The sequence below is a fragment of the Actinomadura fibrosa genome (assembly GCF_900659615.1).
Taxonomy (GTDB): Bacteria; Actinomycetota; Actinomycetes; order Streptosporangiales; family Streptosporangiaceae; genus Spirillospora; species Spirillospora fibrosa.
Map to the genome: position 1 here is coordinate 15774 of NZ_CAACUY010000038.1, position 15297 is coordinate 31070.

Genomic DNA, 15297 nt, shown 5'->3' on the forward strand with positions numbered 1-15297 from the left:
GGGAGCGGGGTGTATCGCGGGCGTATCGGATTCCGCATACGTCACGGCAACGGGCCTGCGTCTTCCGTGGAGGTATGGATCACAGCGCAGTTTCGTCCGTTTCGTCCTGTCGTGTGCGTCCGGGCGCGCCCTTCGGTCCGGCGATTCGCGGTGGGCCGCTCGCCGGTCTGACGGCCGCGCCGCGCTCTGCCCGGCTCTCACCGGCCGGAATCGCCGTGCACGGCCTGATCGTCGGGCGGTGAGCTGTGGTGCGCATGCCTCCCGCGCTCAGAGCGCGCGTCCTGGCGATGGTCACTCGGCTGATCGGGGTGCTGCTGGTGCCGATCGCGTTATGCCGTGCTCCGGGCCGGGCCCGTTTCGTGGCGTGCCAGTGGGCGCTGGGGCTGCGGTTCCCGGCTGAGGACCTGCGCGGGCTGGCCACGGAGGCCCTCGCCGCGTTCACGCACGCGCGGGCGGAGGCGTTCTGGCGGGACGGGCAGCTGATCGGGCTGACCTCGGGGTACCGGGACGCGACGGAGCAGGCCCGGATGTTCGCCGCGGAGGTGCGGCGCACCGGTTCGGTGGCGGCGGCGCGGCGCCGGGTGCTGCCGCCGCGGGAGTCGGGACATGTGCGGGGGATCGCGGTGGACGTCCGGCCGCGTGAGGGCGCGCGGTGGCTGGAGCGGCACGGCGGGCGGTACGGGCTCTACCGCGTCTACGACAACGAGTGGTGGCATTTCGAGTACCGCGTAGTGGAGCCGGTCCGGCTGCCGCATCCGGCCGCCGCGGCGGGTCCCCCTCGCGCGGTTCCCCCTTGCGCGGCGCCGCCTACGGGCGGTGCCGGGGGACCTAGGGCGATGAGCCGGAGCCGCCGCACGGCGAGCTGACGCCCAGGGATCCCGCCGCAACCGGGCGATGGGATTAGACCCCCGGACGCCTCCGAGGGCGATCTCCCTCCGTTTCGGGTGGTTCGGGTGGGGGGTGTGTCCGGTTTGCATATGCCCGCGATATGCCGGGTTGCCTAGGCTTCGGGTATGCGTGTGCTGATCGTGGAGGACGAGCCCTACCTGGCCGAAGCCGTCCGTGACGGTCTCCGCCTGGAGGCGATCGCGGCCGACATCGCCGGTGACGGTGATGCCGCTTTGGAGATGCTCGGTGTCAACTCCTACGATCTGGCGGTTCTGGACCGTGACATCCCGGGGCCGTCCGGGGACGAGGTCGCGCGGCGGATCGTGGCGTCCGGCAGCGGCATGCCGATCCTGATGCTCACCGCGGCCGACCGGATCGACGACAAGGCGTCGGGGTTCGAGCTGGGCGCCGACGACTATCTCACCAAGCCGTTCGAGCTGCGGGAGCTGGTGCTGCGGCTGCGGGCGCTGGACCGCCGGCGCGCGCACTCCCGGCCGCCGGTCCGCGAGATCGCGGGCCTGCGGCTGGACCCGTTCCGCCGGGAGGTGTTCCGCGACGGGCGCTACGTGGCGCTGACCCGCAAGCAGTTCGCCGTGCTGGAGGTCCTCGTCGCGGCGCAGGGCGGCGTGGTCAGCGCCGAGGAGCTGCTGGAGCGGGCGTGGGACGCCAACGCCGACCCCTTCACCAACGCGGTCCGGATCACGGTGTCCGCGCTGCGCAAGCGGCTCGGCCGGCCGTGGCTGATCGCCACGGTGCCCGGCGTCGGCTACCGCATCGACGCCGGCGCCGACCGCGAACGGCTCGACGGCGGACGGCCCGACGGCGCGCATGGATAGGCGCGTGGACGGGCGCATTGATGGGCGCGTGGGCAGGCGCCCGGGGCTCAGCGCCCGGATGAAGCTCACGCTCAGCTATGCCGGGTTCCTTCTGCTCGCCGGCGGCCTACTGCTGGCCGTGGTGTGGGTGTTCCTGCTGCGTTACGTTCCCGACGGCGTGTTCGTGAGCGGGCCCGGGACCCAGCGGCGGGGGGTGCCGTCCCCGCCGATGTTCCCCAGCCGCTCCGACCTGCTGGAGGCGTTCGCTCCCCGCGCGGCCCAGGCGATGGTTTTCCTGGTGGTGTTCGGCCTGCTGGGGGGATGGTTCCTCGCCGGCCGGATGCTGGCGCCGCTGACCCGGATCGCGGACGCGGCGCGGCTGGCCGCGGAGGGGTCGCTGTCCCACCGGATCGGGATGGAGGGTCCGAGCGACGAGTTCCGCGAGCTCGCGGACGTGTTCGACACGATGCTCGAGCAGCTGGAGTCGCACGTCACCGAGCAGCAGCGCTTCACCGCGAACGCCTCCCACGAGCTGCGCACGCCGCTGGCGATCTCGCAGACGCTGCTGGAGGTCGCCCGCAGCGATCCCGGGCGGGACCACGGCGAGCTCCTCGACCGCCTGCGGATCGTCAACACGCGGGCGATCGACCTCACCGAGGCCCTCCTGCTGCTCAGCCGCGGTGACCGCCGGAGCTTCGTCAGCGAGCCCGTGGACCTGTCCCTCATCGCCGAGGAGGCCGCCGAGACGCTGCTTCCCCTCGCCGAGCGGCGCCGGATCACGCTGACGGTCACCGGTGAGGCGACGCACGTCACCGGTTCCGCGGAGCTGATGCTGCGGATGGTGACGAACCTCGTCCAGAACGCGATCGTCCACAACTTCCCCGCCGACGGGACCGTCACGGTTCACACCCGGTCGCTGGATGGCGCCGGGCTGCTGGAGGTCGAGAACACCGGCCACCGGCTGCCGGCGGAGCTCGTCCCGACCCTCACCGAGCCCTTCCAGCGCGGGACGCAGCGCGTCCGCACCGACGAGCACGCCGGTGTCGGGCTCGGGCTGGCGATCGTGCACAGCATCGTCCGGGCTCATGACGGGACCCTGGACCTGGCGCCCCGCCCGGACGGCGGCCTCCTGGCCACGGTCCGCCTGCCCCGAGGGCACGCGGAGGCGTCGCAGCACGCGGTGCCGTCCCCGGATCGGAGCGGCTAGCCGGACGCCCCGGCGTCCCGATGCGTCCCCGAGCGCCCGGCGGCGGGGGCGGCCAGGCCGCCGCCGAGGAGGTGCCGCCCGGCCTGCCGAGCAGTGCCCCAAGACGCGCGAACGCCATGTGCGGCCAGTGGGTCTCGTCAGGGGCGGTGCGTGCGCCGAGCCCACGTCCTCGGACTCGCCGGAAGCGCCGGACTCACCGGACGCGCCGGATTCGCCGGACGGCGTTCGGGGGCGCGTTCGCGGCGCGTCCGGGATGTCCGAGGGCGTGTCGGGGATGTCGAGGGACGTCCGAGGACGCGGGCCGGGCGGGGTGTGTCAGGGACGCGGGCGGTGGTGCCTGCCGAGACCGCCCATCACGTCGGGCATGGTGATCGCGGCCTCGTCGGGCGGGCCGGCGGGCCCGTCGACGCCGTCCATGCCGGACGCGGGGACTCCGGCGCCGGCGACCGCGGGCACGGCGGCCCGCATCGCGGCGGGATGCGGGACCCCGGGCCCCGCTGCGGACGGCGCGGCAGGGGACGGCGCGGTGGCGGGGACGCCCAGCAGGGCGGCTCCGGCCGGGCGGCGCCGGAGCGTCGTGACCAGCGGTTCGGCGGCCCGTGCGAGCAGCAGCGACGCCGCGGTGGCGACGGTGACGCCGACGAGGAACCCGGCCGCGACGTCATGGGGGTAGTGGACGCCGACGAACACGCGCGAGAACGCCATCAGCGCGGCGAGCGGCAGCACCAGCGGCGCCATCGCCCGCCAGGCGACGACGATCGCGGCGGCCGAGCCCGCCGCGATCGTGGCGTGGTTGCTCGGGAAGGACCAGTCGCCCGGGGACGGGCACGCCGCGATGTTCATGGCCCCGGCGACCGCGCGGCAGGGCCGTTCCTCCTGGATGTGGCTCTTGGAGACCTCGCTCACCAGGTACGCCGCGACCATCGCGAACGGCGCCGCGAGCGCCAGTGCCATCGCGCGGGCGTCGCCGCCGCGCGCCCGCCACCAGCCGGCCGCGAACAGCACGGCGAACAGCAGCAGGCCCGCGTCCGTGCCGGTCTCGGCCAGGGCGTGCACCCACGGCGGCGTGCCGTGCGCGAACGCGGTGATGTCCCGGTACAGGTCGGTGCTGAGGTCTGGCGCTTGCATGCTCTCCCTGACGATCGAGGCGGCCCGTCCAAGAATTGAGATCCCCGTACGGACCGCCGAAGTTCACCTGTTGTTCACGGTTTCCTCAACCCTGTCATGCAGGGGTGGTCATCCGCGGGGGATCGGCGCCACTCGCCCGGCCCTGTCCCCGGCCACGTCCCCGACGTCCTCCGCGGGCCCGTCGGTGGGCTTGTCCGTGGGCTTGTCCGAGGTCGCGTCCTGGTCTTGGCCCTGGCGCGGGGCGGGGGCGGGGGTCGGCTTGCTGCGGCGGTGGCGCAGGAAGCGGACGGTCTCCACCAGCGCGGTGGTCGCGAGCGCGAGGCCGAGGCCAACGGCGACGCCCTTGGCGGGGTCGTCCTCGAAGGCGGCGCCGCCGACGTAGCCGAGCAGCGCCCCGTACAGCGCCCAGGACACCGCCGCGACGGCCGCGTAGGGGGTGAACGAGCGCAGCGGGTAGGCGACGGCGCCCATCGTCATGGTGACGGCGGTGCGGCCGCCGGGGACGTAGCGGGCGACGACGAGGATCAGCCCGCCGCGCTCGCCGAGGGTGCGGCGGGCCCAGGTGAAGGCGGTGTGGCGGCGCGTTCCGGGGCGCAGCGCGCGGGTCAGGCGCGCGCCGGAACCGCGTCCGATGAGGTAGGCGATGTGGTCGCCGAGGAACGCGCCGAGCGCGGCGAGCACGATGACCGCCGTGAGGTCGGGCCGTCCGGACGCGGCGTACACGCCGCCGGTGATCACCATGCTCTCGCTGGGGACGGCGGGGAAGAACCCGTCGATCGCGGCCACGGCGAACAGGGCCAGGTAGAACCAGGGTGAGGTGACCGCGGTGTGCAGCAGGTCGAGTGCTCCGTCCATACCCCCGACGCTAGAAACGATCTTCGCGTGGGGCATCGGACGGACGGCCGGTGCCGTCCCCGACTTTCGGCAGTACGCGGCGGCCCGGAAAGGGGCCCTGCGGATGATGGACCGGCGGGCGGGCCCCGCGCCAAGGGACGGTCCCGAGGCGGTGACGGAGAGCCCGAGCGGCAGGTCAGCCAGGACGTGGAGTGGCGGCGGGTGCCTCAGTCGCGGAGGCCTCAGTCGCGGACGAATCGGGCGCAGTCGGGGCACTCGTCGAGGTACCGGTGGCGGCATTCGAGGGTGTGCCGCAGGAAGGTGATCGCCTGCCGCCTGCGCGCGATGTCGTCCTCGAGCTCCGCGATCTTGGTGGCGACGACCGCCTGCGCCGCCGACCTGGTGGGGGCCATGGCGGCGATGACCTCCGGCAGCGACAGCCCGACGCTCCGCAGCCTCCGCACGGTGCGCGCCTGCTCGACGGCGGCGTCGTCGTAGACGCGGTACCCGCTGCCGTCGCGGCGCACGGCGAGGGCCCCGACCTGCTCCCAGTGCCGCAGGACGTGCGCCTCGATACCGAGCTCGGCGGCCACCTGTCCGATCGTCTTGCCCACGCGCCCCTTGCCTTCATGTCGACCTGAACCCCTACCGTCCCGATCATGCCTGACAGCACGCCCCGAGCGGGCGCCCGCCACCGTCCGACGATCCTGGTCACCGGCGCGACCGGCAACCTCGGCCGCCACGTCGCCGACCGCCTCGACGCGCGCGGCGTGCGGGCACGGCGCCTGGTGCGCCGCGACGCCGGTCCGCGTCCCGAGCCCGGGGCCGGGACGGTGGTCGGTGACCTGACCGACCGCGCCGCCGTCCGCGCGGCGCTGGCGGGGGTCGACGCGGTGTTCCTGATCTGGCCGCTGCTGGAGGCCGCCGCCCGCGGCCTGGTCGCCGAGCTGGCCGCGGCGGGGCCCCGCGTGGTGTACGTGTCCTCCAGCGCCGTCGACGACCGGGCCGCCCGCCAGAGCGATCCCATCGCCCAGGCGCACGCGGACATGGAGGCCCTGCTCGGCGGCGCCGGTGTGCGACCGGTGGTGCTGCGCAGCGACACGCTGGCCTCCAACGCCCGTGGCTGGGCGCCGCAGATTCGGGCGGGGAACGTGGTGGCGGGCCCGGACGTCGCGCCCACCGCCGTCGTGGACGAGCGCGACGTCGCCGACGCCGCCGTGGCCGTCCTGCTCGCCGACCCTGACCGGTCCGGGAGCGGCCGCGCGGCGGACGGGCCCCATGTGCTGACCGGGCCGGAGGTCCTCAGCCGCGCCGACCAGGTCGACCGCCTCGGCGCCGCGCTCGGACGCCCGCTGCGGTTCCGGCCACTGCCCGCCGGCCTCGCGCGGTCGCGGATGCTCGCCGACGGCCGTCCCGCGCCCCTGGTGGAGGCGCTGATCACCGCCGCGGCGCGCCGCCCGGCGTCGGACCGCACGACCGACCATGTGGAACGCCTCACCGGCCGCCCCGCCGGGACCTTCGCGCAGTGGGCCGCCGACCACGCCGCCGAGTTCACCGCGCAGGACGACCTTGCGCAGGACGACCTTGCGCAGGACGACCTTGCGCAGGACGACCTTGCGCAGGGCGATCCCGGACAGGGCGGCCGCGGGACGGGTGGCCGCAGGAGGGGCGGCACCCGGTAGGGAAGCCGCGGAAACGGGTTGGCGTTGCCGTCCATCCATGGGACAGACTGCTCACCTTGTGGGATACCTGCACATCTTCGATATGGACGGCACGCTGCTGGCGGGCTCCACCGCGAACCTGGAGGTCGCCCGGCAGCTCGGCACCCTCCCCGAACTGCACGAGCTCGAGGCCCGTTTCGCCGCCGGCACGCTCGACACGCGCGGCTTCTCCCTGGAGATCCACCGGCTCTGGCAGCACCTGACACCCGCCGCGGTCGCGGCCGCCTACGCCGCCGGGCCGTGGCTGGAGGGCATCGCCGAGGTCTGCGCCGACATCCGGGCCCGCGGCGAGCACTCCGCCGTGATCACCATGTCGCCGGACTTCTTCGCCCGCCACCTCCTGGACCTGGGCTTCGACGATGTCGTGGCGTCCCGCTTCCCGCCCCTGCCGTTCACCGCGCCGCTGGACACCGCCGGGATCCTCACCCCCGCCGACAAGGTCCGCATCGCCGACGAGCTGCGTGCCCGGCACGGCCTCATGGCGGAGGAGTGCGTGGCCTACGGCGACTCGATGTCGGACGCGCCGCTGTTCCGGCACCTGCCGAACACCGTCGCCGTGAACGCCGACCATCACCTGGCCGACATCGCGGCGCTGGATTACCGCGGCGGCGACCTCACCGAGGCCTACGCCCTGGCCAGGACCCTGCTGACCAAGCCCGCCACCCCCTGACCGCCCGCGGGGCCGCGTCCAGGGCCCGCCGCTCCTGCGGCTCCACCGCCCTGCTTGACGAACGGGCCCCGGCCAGTTGAAGCGGCGTGGTCGGCTGTGGTCCGTGGTGGTCCACCGGGTCAGCAGGATCCGGCGTGGCGGCGTCCACGTCCGAGTGCAGGAGCCTGACGCGGCCGGTACCTGAACCCGACGCGCGTGAACGGGAACGTCGCTCGGGCGTCACACGCCCCGCCTTCGCCCTGCCAGCGGGGGTCACTGGGCCTGCGCGGGCGGCCGTCCGGTGGGCGGTTCCGCGGCGTCGCGTGGTTCCGTGGGGTGCTGGACGGGGCCGAGGAGCGGGTGGACGCGCATCGCGGCCTCCAACTCGCCGGGGAGCTCGTCGCGGTACCGGCCGAGGGTGGACAGGTCGGAGTGGCCGAGGACGCGGCGGACGGCGTCCATGTCGGTCGCGGCGGCCAGCAGGTGCGTGGCGGTGGTGTGGCGCAGCCCGTGCGGGGTGACGCTGCGGCGCCGGTCGGGGTCGACGCGGGCCTGCACCCGGTCGATGACCGCCTGCACGTCGCCGCGGGCCAGCCGCCGTCCGCGCCAGGACAGCAGCAGCGCCTTCGGTTCGCGGCCGCGGTCCAGCAGGGGGCGCCCGTCGCGCAGGTAGGCGTCCAGGACGTCGGCGACGGGGCGGGGGAGGGGGACGTCGCGGGTCCGGCCGCCCTTGCCGAAGATGCGCCAGTAGCGGGTCCCGGCGTTGACGAAGAAGTCCTCGGCGTTGGCGCGGGTCAGTTCCGACACCCGCGGCCCGACCGCGGCCAGCAGCAGGACGATCAGGCCGTCGCGCAGCTCGGTGCGCTGGTCGGACCGGCGGCCCGCGGCGGGTTCGGGGGCCTCGACCAGGTCGCGGGCGGCGCCGAGGAGGCCCTCCGCCTGCTCGGCGGTCAGCGCCCGCCGCTCGGCGCGCAGGCCGCCGCGCTGCCTGGGCCGCAGCGTCACCGCCTGCATGGGGTTGAGCTGCACCCATCCCGCGACCAGCGCGTACTGGAAGAACGCAGACACCGAGCGCCGGAACCGGGCCTGGGACGCGGCGCTCTGCGCGGGGGCACCGTCAGACGACCCCGCCGAGGCGCTAGGGCCGGTCCCGGCGTCCGCGACGGTGTCCGCGACGGTGTCCGTGGTGGTGTCTGTGGTGGTGTCTGTGGTGGCGTTCGCGGGGGTGCGTCCGGCCGGGGCGGCGGTCGCGGAACGGCCCGCGGTGCCCGCCGGACGGGATCGGCGCCCGTCCGGTTTGCGGGCGAACCTCAGCAGGACCTCGTCGACGTCTTCGCCCGTCAGGTCGTCCAGGACCCGGTCGGCGCCCGCGAGCTCGGCGAACGTCACCACGTCCCGCGCGTACACCTCGGCGGTGCCGGGGGCGAGCGCCCCGGTGGAGGTCTTGGCCCGGACCATCTCCACGTAGCGGTCGGCGGTCTCGGCGACGGTCAGGCGCTGGACATCGGTGGGACGCACGCGCCGGACGCTACCGTCCGCCACCGACAGAACCGATGCCGGACGGACCCGGCGGGCGGAATCCCGCATGCTGGCCGGTTCAAGGCGCCGATCGGCGGCTGTGAGCGCCGGACCGACACCGAACGAGCCCCGGCCCCCGTCGCATCGTCCCGTCATGGTGCGCGCCGCACTAGCTTCGTCTGACTGGGTGCTCGCCGCGCCGAACTGGCCTGACCGGGTTCGCCGCGCTGGTGGCCCGTTCGCCTCGCGCCGCTTGGTGCGGGCCGCGGGTGGGTGTCCGGGTGGGTGTCCGAGGGACGTTCTAGGATCGGCCGTTGTGACGGACTGGGAGCTTTTCGACCAGGTCGGTGAGGTCGTCCGGGGGTCGGCGCCGGCCGGTCTGGGGCGCCTGCATGTGCAGGTGCGCCACAACGGGGTGAAGGCGTGGGTCGGGGACGCCGAGCCGCAGCGCGAGCACTACGAGGCGCAGCTCATCGCGGCGGAGATCGCGCCCGGGGCCGTTGACCGGGCGCTGGAGATCGGTTTCCATGCCGAGCACCGCGCCGAGCCCGACAACGAGGCGGCGCTGGGCCGCCTGCTGGCCGCCGAGCCCGTCTGGCGTGCGGAGCTGGGGGACGACGCGGTGGCCGGGGTGTTCCTCGGGCGCGACTCGTGGCGGCGCCTGTCGGAGACCTGGCCGGACCCGGCGCTGGACGGGGGCGACGCGCCGTTCGAGATCGGCGTCCGGCTGGTGGAGTACATGTGCGCTCTGGAACCGCACCGCCGCTGAACCCCTCGATGGTCACCGCCGGTCCCAACCGCCGGAGGCGCCCAGGGTCGCGGACGTCCAGGGTCGCGGACGTCCGGGGACGTCCAGGGAAGTCTCGGACGTCCTCGGACGGTAAGGCCGCCAGCGACACCCGACACCCATATCCGAGGTCGCAGGACGTGCCTGGACGGGAGCCGGGGGGAGTCGTAGCCGTCCCGCGGCTCCCGTCGGGATCCTGCCGGCGGGGTCTAGCGGCGTGTGGCGGCGGTGACGAACATCGGAATGGCGAGGAACAGGCGGCCGGCGCGGGCTCGTTCGCGCTGATCGGCGAGCCAGGCCTCGGCCTGTGCGTCCGTGATCGCCCCGGCCGAGCGGGCTCCTCGGACGAGGTCGGTCAGGACGGGCAGCAGGGCCGCGTCGGTGCCGATCCAGGTGCGGGCCTCGACGGTGACGTCGGTGAAGCCCGCGTCCAGGAGCAGGGCGCGGCAGCGGCGGACGACGCGGGGCGCGCGGACCAGGTCGGCGCGGGCGTGCACGATGGTGCGGGTGAGCGCGGCGTCGTCGGAGTCGATGACGTAGGTGTCCCAGTCCTGGCCGAGCAGCACGATGCGTCCGCCGGGGGCGAGCACGCGCCGCGCCTCATCGGCGGCGCGGGCGGGGTCGTCCAGCACGTGGTAGACCTTGTCGGCCCGGTAGCCGCGCAGGGCGCCGTCCGGGAAGGGCAGGTCGTAGGCGTCGGCGACGCGGAAGTCCGCGGCGGGCCAGCGCTCACCGGCGACGGCGATCATCCGTTCGTCGGGGTCGATGCCGACGGCCCGCGCGCCCCTGGCGGCCATCTCCGCGGCCGCGCGGCCGGATCCGCAGCCGACGTCGACCACCGCGGCGTCCACCGCGGCGTCCCGGGTGATGCCGAGCAGGTCGTAGGAGTGCGCGCGCAGTTCGGCGGCTCCGGGGATGGTGTCCCCGATGTCGAGCAGGGCGATGAGGGCGTCGGTGTCGTCGCGGGTGCGGCCGGTCGTCGGGTTCGTGTCCATGGCGGGGATCCTGCGGCTTGAAGCGCGCTTCAAGTCAAGCGGACCGTCCGGGCCGGTGGATGATCGGCGGCCGGCGGCTCCCGTATGCTCGGACCGATGGGTGAGCGGTTGACGATCGGGGAGCTGGCGAGCCGGACGGGTGTCGCCGCCTCCGCGCTGCGCTACTGGGAGCGGCTCGGGCTGCTGCCGGCGCCGGAGCGGGTCTCGGGCCGGCGGAGCTATCCGCCGTCGGCGGCCGAGCTGGTCGGCGTGGTGGTGCTGCTGCGCGAGGTCGGTTTCACGTTGCGGGAGGTCAAGGCGTTCCTGGCGTCCCGCGGTCCCGCGCCGGACGGCGGAGGCTGGCGGGAGGTGTACCGCGGCAAGCTCACCGAGCTGGACGCGCGGATCGCCCGGGCCCAGGCGGCCCGCACCGCCATCGCCCACGGCCTGGCCTGCCCGCACGAGGACATCTTCGACTGCTCCCACTTCACCGGCGGGGTCGCGGCGTTCCTGGCGGGCGCCACGTTCGAGGAAGCCCACGAGAAGATCCACGCGCGCTGACCGGCCGGAACCCCCCACCGGCTCGACACCCGTCCCCGCCGGCCGTCTCCACCCCGGGCTCCCGGTCGGGAGAACTCGGCCCGGTAGTGGGTAGGAGCCCCGCGACCCGCAGGGGAGGGGGAGCGGTGCTTTGGACGGGCACTTCGGGATGGCAGTACGCCGACTGGCGCGGGGTCCTGTACCCGCCGGGCCTGCCGCAGCGGCGGTGGCTGCCCCGCTACGGCGAGGTGTTCACCACCGTGGAGAACAACAACGCCTTCTACCGGCTGCCGGGACGCGACACCTTCGAGGCCTGGCGCGAGGCGACCCCGCCCGGGTTCGTCATGGCCGTCAAGGCCAGCCGCTACCTCACCCACATGAAGCGCCTGAAGGACCCCGAGGAGCCCGTCGAGCGCCTCATGAACGCCGCGGGCGGCCTGGGCGACAAGCTCGGCCCCGTCCTGCTGCAGCTCCCGCCGACCCTGCGCGCCGAACCGGCCCGGCTGGAGGCCTGCCTGGCCCTGTTCCCTGCCGGTGTCCGCGTCGCCGTCGAACCCCGCCACCCGTCCTGGTGGACGGGGGAGACCCGCGCCGTCCTGGAGCGCCGCGGCGCCGCCCTGTGCTGGGCCGACCGCCTCGGCCGCCCCGTGACGCCGCTGTGGCGCACCGCCGACTGGCTGTACCTGCGGCTGCACGAGGGCGCCGCGCACCCGCGCCCGTCCTACGGCGACCGGGCCCTTTCCACCTGGGCCGGCCGCGTCGCCGGCGCCGCCGAGGCCTACGTGTACTTCAACAACGACCCGGGCGGCGCCGCCGTCCGCAACGCGCTGCGCTTCAAGGACCTCACCGAGCGCGCCGGCAGCCCGGAAATCTCCCGTCGTCAGTCCACGTCCGCGCGACCGTGACGCGCGGCCTCCTCACCGTCCGATGGCCACGGACTGCTGCGAGCGCGCGCGGCCGGTCCCGTTGCACAACGGCGATTGGCCGGTGAACACCAAGCGGGTGGAGCAGCCCTCGTCATCGGTGACGGTGAGCGTCACCGTGTAGGTCCCGGGCCGCTGGTACGCGTGGACGGGTCCGGGACCGCCGTCGCTCACCGCCGTGCCGTCGCCGAAGTCCCAGTCGTAGCGGACGACGCGCCCGTCGGGGTCGGCCGAGCCCGAGGCGTCGAAGCCGACCGACGATCCCGTCCCGGACGGCCAGGCCGTGAACGAGGCCGCGGGCCCCTGGTCGGGCAGCACCGACACCGACTGGAACGCCGGGCTCATGCCGCCGATCGGCGCCGGAGAACCGGGCACCGGCCGCAGCTCACCGGCCGGCAGGACGTCGAAGCCCGACAGGTCGTTGGAGTCGACGTCGCTGACGTACAGGTGCCTCCCGTCCGGTGTGGCGGCGACCCCCACCGGCCCCTGCCCGGCCCGGAACGGAGAGCCGGGGACGGAGCTCAGCGCCCCGTTGCGGCCGATGCCGTACACCGACACGGCCCGGGCATTGTCGGGCCGCACCGGGCCAGGGCTGGTGACGAACAGTAGGCGGCCGTCGGGACTCACCGCGGCCCCCTCCGGGAAGTCGGCGGCGGGGAACGGCGATCCGGGGACCTCGCTCAGCGTCCCGCCGCGACCGACCGTGAAGGCGAACACCCCGTCCGACCCGGTGGAGACGACGTAGAGGAACCGCCCGTCCGGCGACACGACGACCCCCTGCCCACCGGAGCCGACCCGCGCGGCCTTCCCGGCCGGACCGAGGCTGTGATCCCCCTGGACCGGGAACGGCACCACGACGTCGTCGCGGCCCTCCACCGGCCGTCCATGACTGACGAACACCCACTGCCCGTCCGCGGACACCGCCACACCCCGCGGATCCGGGTGGCCGGTACTGACCGGGTCACCGAGCCGGGTGATCCGCCCGGACCCGATGGCGAACGCCGTGACCGTGCCGGAGTCGATGTTGGTGACGTACAGCGCCGCACCGGCCGGGTCGATCGCGATCCCGAAACTGACGCCGCCGCCGGTCGGCACCGGGTCGCCGACCGGGGTGAGGGCGCCGTCACCCTCGACGGCGTAGGTGGTGACGCTGCCCTGGGCCGCGCCGTCGGTGCCGCCGCCGTTCACCCCGTAGGCGCGGCGCCCGTCGGGCGCGAACACCAGACCGCGCGGCTCGTCCCCGGTCCGCGCATGGCTCGACGGTTTCCCCAGCTGCCCGTCCGGGCCCGGCCTGAACACGGCCACGTCGTCACTCAGCCTCGTCGTGACGTACACCGGGCGACCGCCCTGCGGCGCCGCGTGGGACGGCCCCGCGCCGACCCCCAGCACGGCCGCCGCCACCGCACCGGCTCCCGCCACCGCGACCAGCGGCCTCACGCCCTTGACCCTCGCGAACGCCGACACCGTCATCCCCGCACCCCTTCCACGATCGGAGCCTGATCCACCCGGAACCACGACCCGCCGGAACCCACCGGACAGGAACCGCCGGACGGACGCCGGACAGCGAGCGAGGCCCCGCCCGACGCTCCGGCCCGCGCCGCCGCACGCCCCTCGGCAGGCCGTCCACGCGCGACCCCGCCGAACCCCCCGTACGGCCCACCGGATCCCGCGCGACCCGGACGCGGCGAAGTGGTCCACCGCGGATGCCGACCGGCGCGGCCGCGCCACGACGAGCAGGGCCGGACACCGCCCGGAACCCGGGGTCCCCGTGGCACCTCACCTGATGATGCAGGCCAGGGCTCCGCGCCGTCCCACCTCAGAGTGCACACCTGTTTCGTCTACGCGCACTCTTCCGCGCGGCGTCCGCGTCCGGGGCCCACCGAACCGCGACGCGATCACTTGCGGGTCTGGAACCACCGCAGGGTGTCGGGCAGACCCCGGTGCAGGGTGTCGAAGTGGCGGGTGCCGGGACCGTAGTCGACGACCCGCGGCACGGCCCCGTGGCGGCGCAGGGCCCGTACGCACGCACCGGTGTTGGCGAACGTGACCTGCTCGTCCCCGGCGGCCCCGTACAGCCGCACCGGAGCCCGCGGCTCCCAGTCACACGTACCGTCCGCCGCACGGATCGCGCGCAGCAGAGCCCCGGACGGACGCTCAAGCCACTTCACGTACCGCGGCGTCAGCAACTCCTCCAGACGCGCGGGCAACCGCGGGAACACCTCCTCCTCGTCGTGGCTGCCGTCGAAGAGCTGCTCCACGACCCCGGCGTAGGGTGCCCGGAACAGCTCGGAAGGCGTCCCGTACAACCGGTACAGGCGGTTCCACGCCACCGTGGCGTAGGCGAGGTTGAACGCCGACACCCGCGGGTCCAGCGAACCGCGCCCCGGCAGGGACGCCGGGATCTGCGAGCGCCGCAGATCGTAGACCCCGCTGACCGGCGCCAGGGCGCCCAGCCGCAGGTACGGGTCGTCACCGCGCTCCAGCCGGCGACCGAGCGCCATCGCGGCCTGACCGCCCTGGGAGAAGCCCGTCACCAGCACCCGCCGGTCCAGCCGCGCGCCCTCCCGGACGGCGACGGTACGCGCGGCGCGCAGCATGTCCAGCGACGCCTCGCCCTCCGACGCAGCATCCAGGTAGGGGTGCGCTCCCGGCCCGACCCCCAGGCCGAGATAGTCGGGCGCGACCCCGGCGTATCCGGCCGCGGCGTAGTACACCGCCGCGATCCGGCTCTGGCCGTCCGCGGCGACCGACCCCGCGGTGCGCCTGCCCGAATGCGTGCCGTGCGCGAAACTGACCGCCTGAAGCGCCCGGGCGGTACCGCGCGGCAGGGCCACCACCCCGCTGGCGGTCGTGGGCCGCCCGGTCGCCGAGACCGTCCGGTAGACCAGCCGGTAGACGTCCACCCCGGCCCGCGGCCGCGGAGCCTTGAGATCCGCCTCGTCCAGGTACCGGCCGGTCTGCGCTTGCGACATGCGGGCCAGCGGTGTCACCGACACCACCGTCCCCCGCACGGCGGGGGAGGGGGCACCGGCCGCCGCCCCGGCCTGCCGCGCGGGCGCCCGCCCCTGCCCGGCGGAGGCGCAACCCGCCGCCGACGCCACCAGCACGATCCCGACCAGGACGCCGGATAACCGGCCGTTCACACTGTTGATCTCCATGCCGACGACGCTAGGAGCCGGGACGATCCCGCACCATGGGCCTGCACACCCCGGCCGGGGGTACCTGACTACCACCCAAGGTGCACCTACCAACACCCACCCCCGACCTCCAACGACCACACGCCGCTTCCCAAGGAAAGCGGCGTCAGACCATC

Annotated in this window: 15 protein-coding genes; 8 read left to right on the plus strand and 7 right to left on the minus strand. The window is 74.8% G+C overall.

Annotated elements, in window-relative coordinates; genetic code table 11:
* The first annotated feature begins 254 nt into the window (after positions 1-254).
* The 3 genes from E1300_RS15975 (at position 255) to E1300_RS15985 (ending at position 2910) form a co-directional block, all read left to right on the plus strand.
* Positions 255-866: a D-alanyl-D-alanine carboxypeptidase family protein gene (locus E1300_RS15975; RefSeq protein WP_131757827.1), complete on the plus strand. Its 612-nt coding sequence runs from the start codon at positions 255-257 to the stop codon at positions 864-866.
* A gap of 147 nt (positions 867-1013) precedes the next feature.
* Positions 1014-1724 (plus strand): response regulator transcription factor, encoded by a 711-nt coding sequence (locus E1300_RS15980; RefSeq protein WP_131757787.1) that lies wholly within the window; start codon positions 1014-1016, stop codon positions 1722-1724.
* A 28-nt stretch (positions 1725-1752) separates the two neighbouring features.
* Complete coding sequence (locus tag E1300_RS15985; protein ID WP_207399765.1) at positions 1753-2910, plus strand: sensor histidine kinase; 1158 nt, start codon at positions 1753-1755, stop codon at positions 2908-2910.
* A gap of 315 nt (positions 2911-3225) precedes the next feature.
* Here the strand turns inward: E1300_RS15985 and E1300_RS15990 are convergent, their stop codons facing one another.
* The 3 genes from E1300_RS15990 to E1300_RS16000 form a co-directional block, all read right to left on the minus strand.
* On the minus strand, positions 3226-4038 hold the full coding sequence (locus E1300_RS15990) for a phosphatase PAP2 family protein (protein WP_131757789.1): 813 nt from the start codon (positions 4036-4038) through the stop codon (positions 3226-3228).
* Positions 4039-4146: 108 nt separating this feature from the next.
* On the minus strand, positions 4147-4893 hold the full coding sequence (locus E1300_RS15995; protein ID WP_131757790.1) for a DedA family protein: 747 nt from the start codon (positions 4891-4893) through the stop codon (positions 4147-4149).
* A 221-nt stretch (positions 4894-5114) separates the two neighbouring features.
* On the minus strand, positions 5115-5486 hold the full coding sequence (locus E1300_RS16000) for a MerR family transcriptional regulator (RefSeq protein ID WP_207399766.1): 372 nt from the start codon (positions 5484-5486) through the stop codon (positions 5115-5117).
* A gap of 45 nt (positions 5487-5531) precedes the next feature.
* On the opposite strand from E1300_RS16000, the gene E1300_RS16005 reads away from it, so the two are divergent.
* Positions 5532-6554 carry an NAD(P)H-binding protein gene (locus E1300_RS16005; protein ID WP_131757791.1) on the plus strand — a complete coding sequence of 341 codons (1023 nt, stop codon included), beginning with the start codon at positions 5532-5534 and terminating at the stop codon, positions 6552-6554.
* Between the two features lie 37 nt (positions 6555-6591).
* Positions 6592-7263 carry an HAD family hydrolase gene (locus tag E1300_RS16010; RefSeq protein WP_306440659.1) on the plus strand — a complete coding sequence of 224 codons (672 nt, stop codon included), beginning with the start codon at positions 6592-6594 and terminating at the stop codon, positions 7261-7263.
* A 252-nt stretch (positions 7264-7515) separates the two neighbouring features.
* Here the strand turns inward: E1300_RS16010 and E1300_RS16015 are convergent, their stop codons facing one another.
* Positions 7516-8760: a tyrosine-type recombinase/integrase gene (locus E1300_RS16015; RefSeq protein ID WP_131757792.1), complete on the minus strand. Its 1245-nt coding sequence runs from the start codon at positions 8758-8760 to the stop codon at positions 7516-7518.
* A 316-nt stretch (positions 8761-9076) separates the two neighbouring features.
* Between E1300_RS16015 and E1300_RS16020 the strand changes: the two genes are divergently transcribed.
* Complete coding sequence (locus tag E1300_RS16020) at positions 9077-9529, plus strand: hypothetical protein (protein ID WP_131757793.1); 453 nt, start codon at positions 9077-9079, stop codon at positions 9527-9529.
* Between the two features lie 227 nt (positions 9530-9756).
* Here E1300_RS16020 and E1300_RS16025 read toward each other — a convergent pair whose 3' ends face one another.
* Positions 9757-10542 (minus strand): methyltransferase domain-containing protein, encoded by a 786-nt coding sequence (locus tag E1300_RS16025; RefSeq protein ID WP_131757794.1) that lies wholly within the window; start codon positions 10540-10542, stop codon positions 9757-9759.
* Between the two features lie 96 nt (positions 10543-10638).
* Between E1300_RS16025 and E1300_RS16030 the strand changes: the two genes are divergently transcribed.
* On the plus strand, positions 10639-11082 hold the full coding sequence (locus E1300_RS16030; protein ID WP_165502860.1) for a MerR family transcriptional regulator: 444 nt from the start codon (positions 10639-10641) through the stop codon (positions 11080-11082).
* 125 nt (positions 11083-11207) lie between these two features.
* Positions 11208-11966, plus strand: a complete 759-nt coding sequence (locus E1300_RS16035) for a DUF72 domain-containing protein (RefSeq protein ID WP_131757796.1) — start codon at positions 11208-11210, stop codon at positions 11964-11966.
* A 12-nt stretch (positions 11967-11978) separates the two neighbouring features.
* Here the strand turns inward: E1300_RS16035 and E1300_RS16040 are convergent, their stop codons facing one another.
* Positions 11979-13454: a beta-propeller fold lactonase family protein gene (locus E1300_RS16040; protein WP_131757797.1), complete on the minus strand. Its 1476-nt coding sequence runs from the start codon at positions 13452-13454 to the stop codon at positions 11979-11981.
* 425 nt (positions 13455-13879) lie between these two features.
* A complete protein-coding gene (locus tag E1300_RS16045) occupies positions 13880-15142 on the minus strand; it encodes an alpha/beta hydrolase family protein (RefSeq protein ID WP_131757798.1) in 1263 nt (420 codons plus the stop codon).
* Between the last annotated feature and the right edge of the window lie 155 nt (positions 15143-15297).

Bases quoted from the DNA above. Each gene is read 5' to 3' on its own strand.
- E1300_RS15975 (WP_131757827.1), top strand. From the start codon at position 255: ATGCCTCCCGCGCTCAGAGCGCGCGTCCTGGCGATGGTCACTCGGCTG.
- E1300_RS15980 (WP_131757787.1), top strand. From the start codon at position 1,014: ATGCGTGTGCTGATCGTGGAGGACGAGCCCTACCTGGCCGAAGCCGTC.
- E1300_RS15990 (WP_131757789.1), bottom strand. From the start codon at position 4,038: ATGCAAGCGCCAGACCTCAGCACCGACCTGTACCGGGACATCACCGCG.
- E1300_RS15995 (WP_131757790.1), bottom strand. From the start codon at position 4,893: ATGGACGGAGCACTCGACCTGCTGCACACCGCGGTCACCTCACCCTGG.
- E1300_RS16005 (WP_131757791.1), top strand. From the start codon at position 5,532: ATGCCTGACAGCACGCCCCGAGCGGGCGCCCGCCACCGTCCGACGATC.
- E1300_RS16010 (WP_306440659.1), top strand. From the start codon at position 6,592: ATGGGACAGACTGCTCACCTTGTGGGATACCTGCACATCTTCGATATG.
- E1300_RS16025 (WP_131757794.1), bottom strand. From the start codon at position 10,542: ATGGACACGAACCCGACGACCGGCCGCACCCGCGACGACACCGACGCC.
- E1300_RS16030 (WP_165502860.1), top strand. From the start codon at position 10,639: ATGGGTGAGCGGTTGACGATCGGGGAGCTGGCGAGCCGGACGGGTGTC.
- E1300_RS16040 (WP_131757797.1), bottom strand. From the start codon at position 13,454: ATGACGGTGTCGGCGTTCGCGAGGGTCAAGGGCGTGAGGCCGCTGGTC.
- E1300_RS16045 (WP_131757798.1), bottom strand. From the start codon at position 15,142: ATGGAGATCAACAGTGTGAACGGCCGGTTATCCGGCGTCCTGGTCGGG.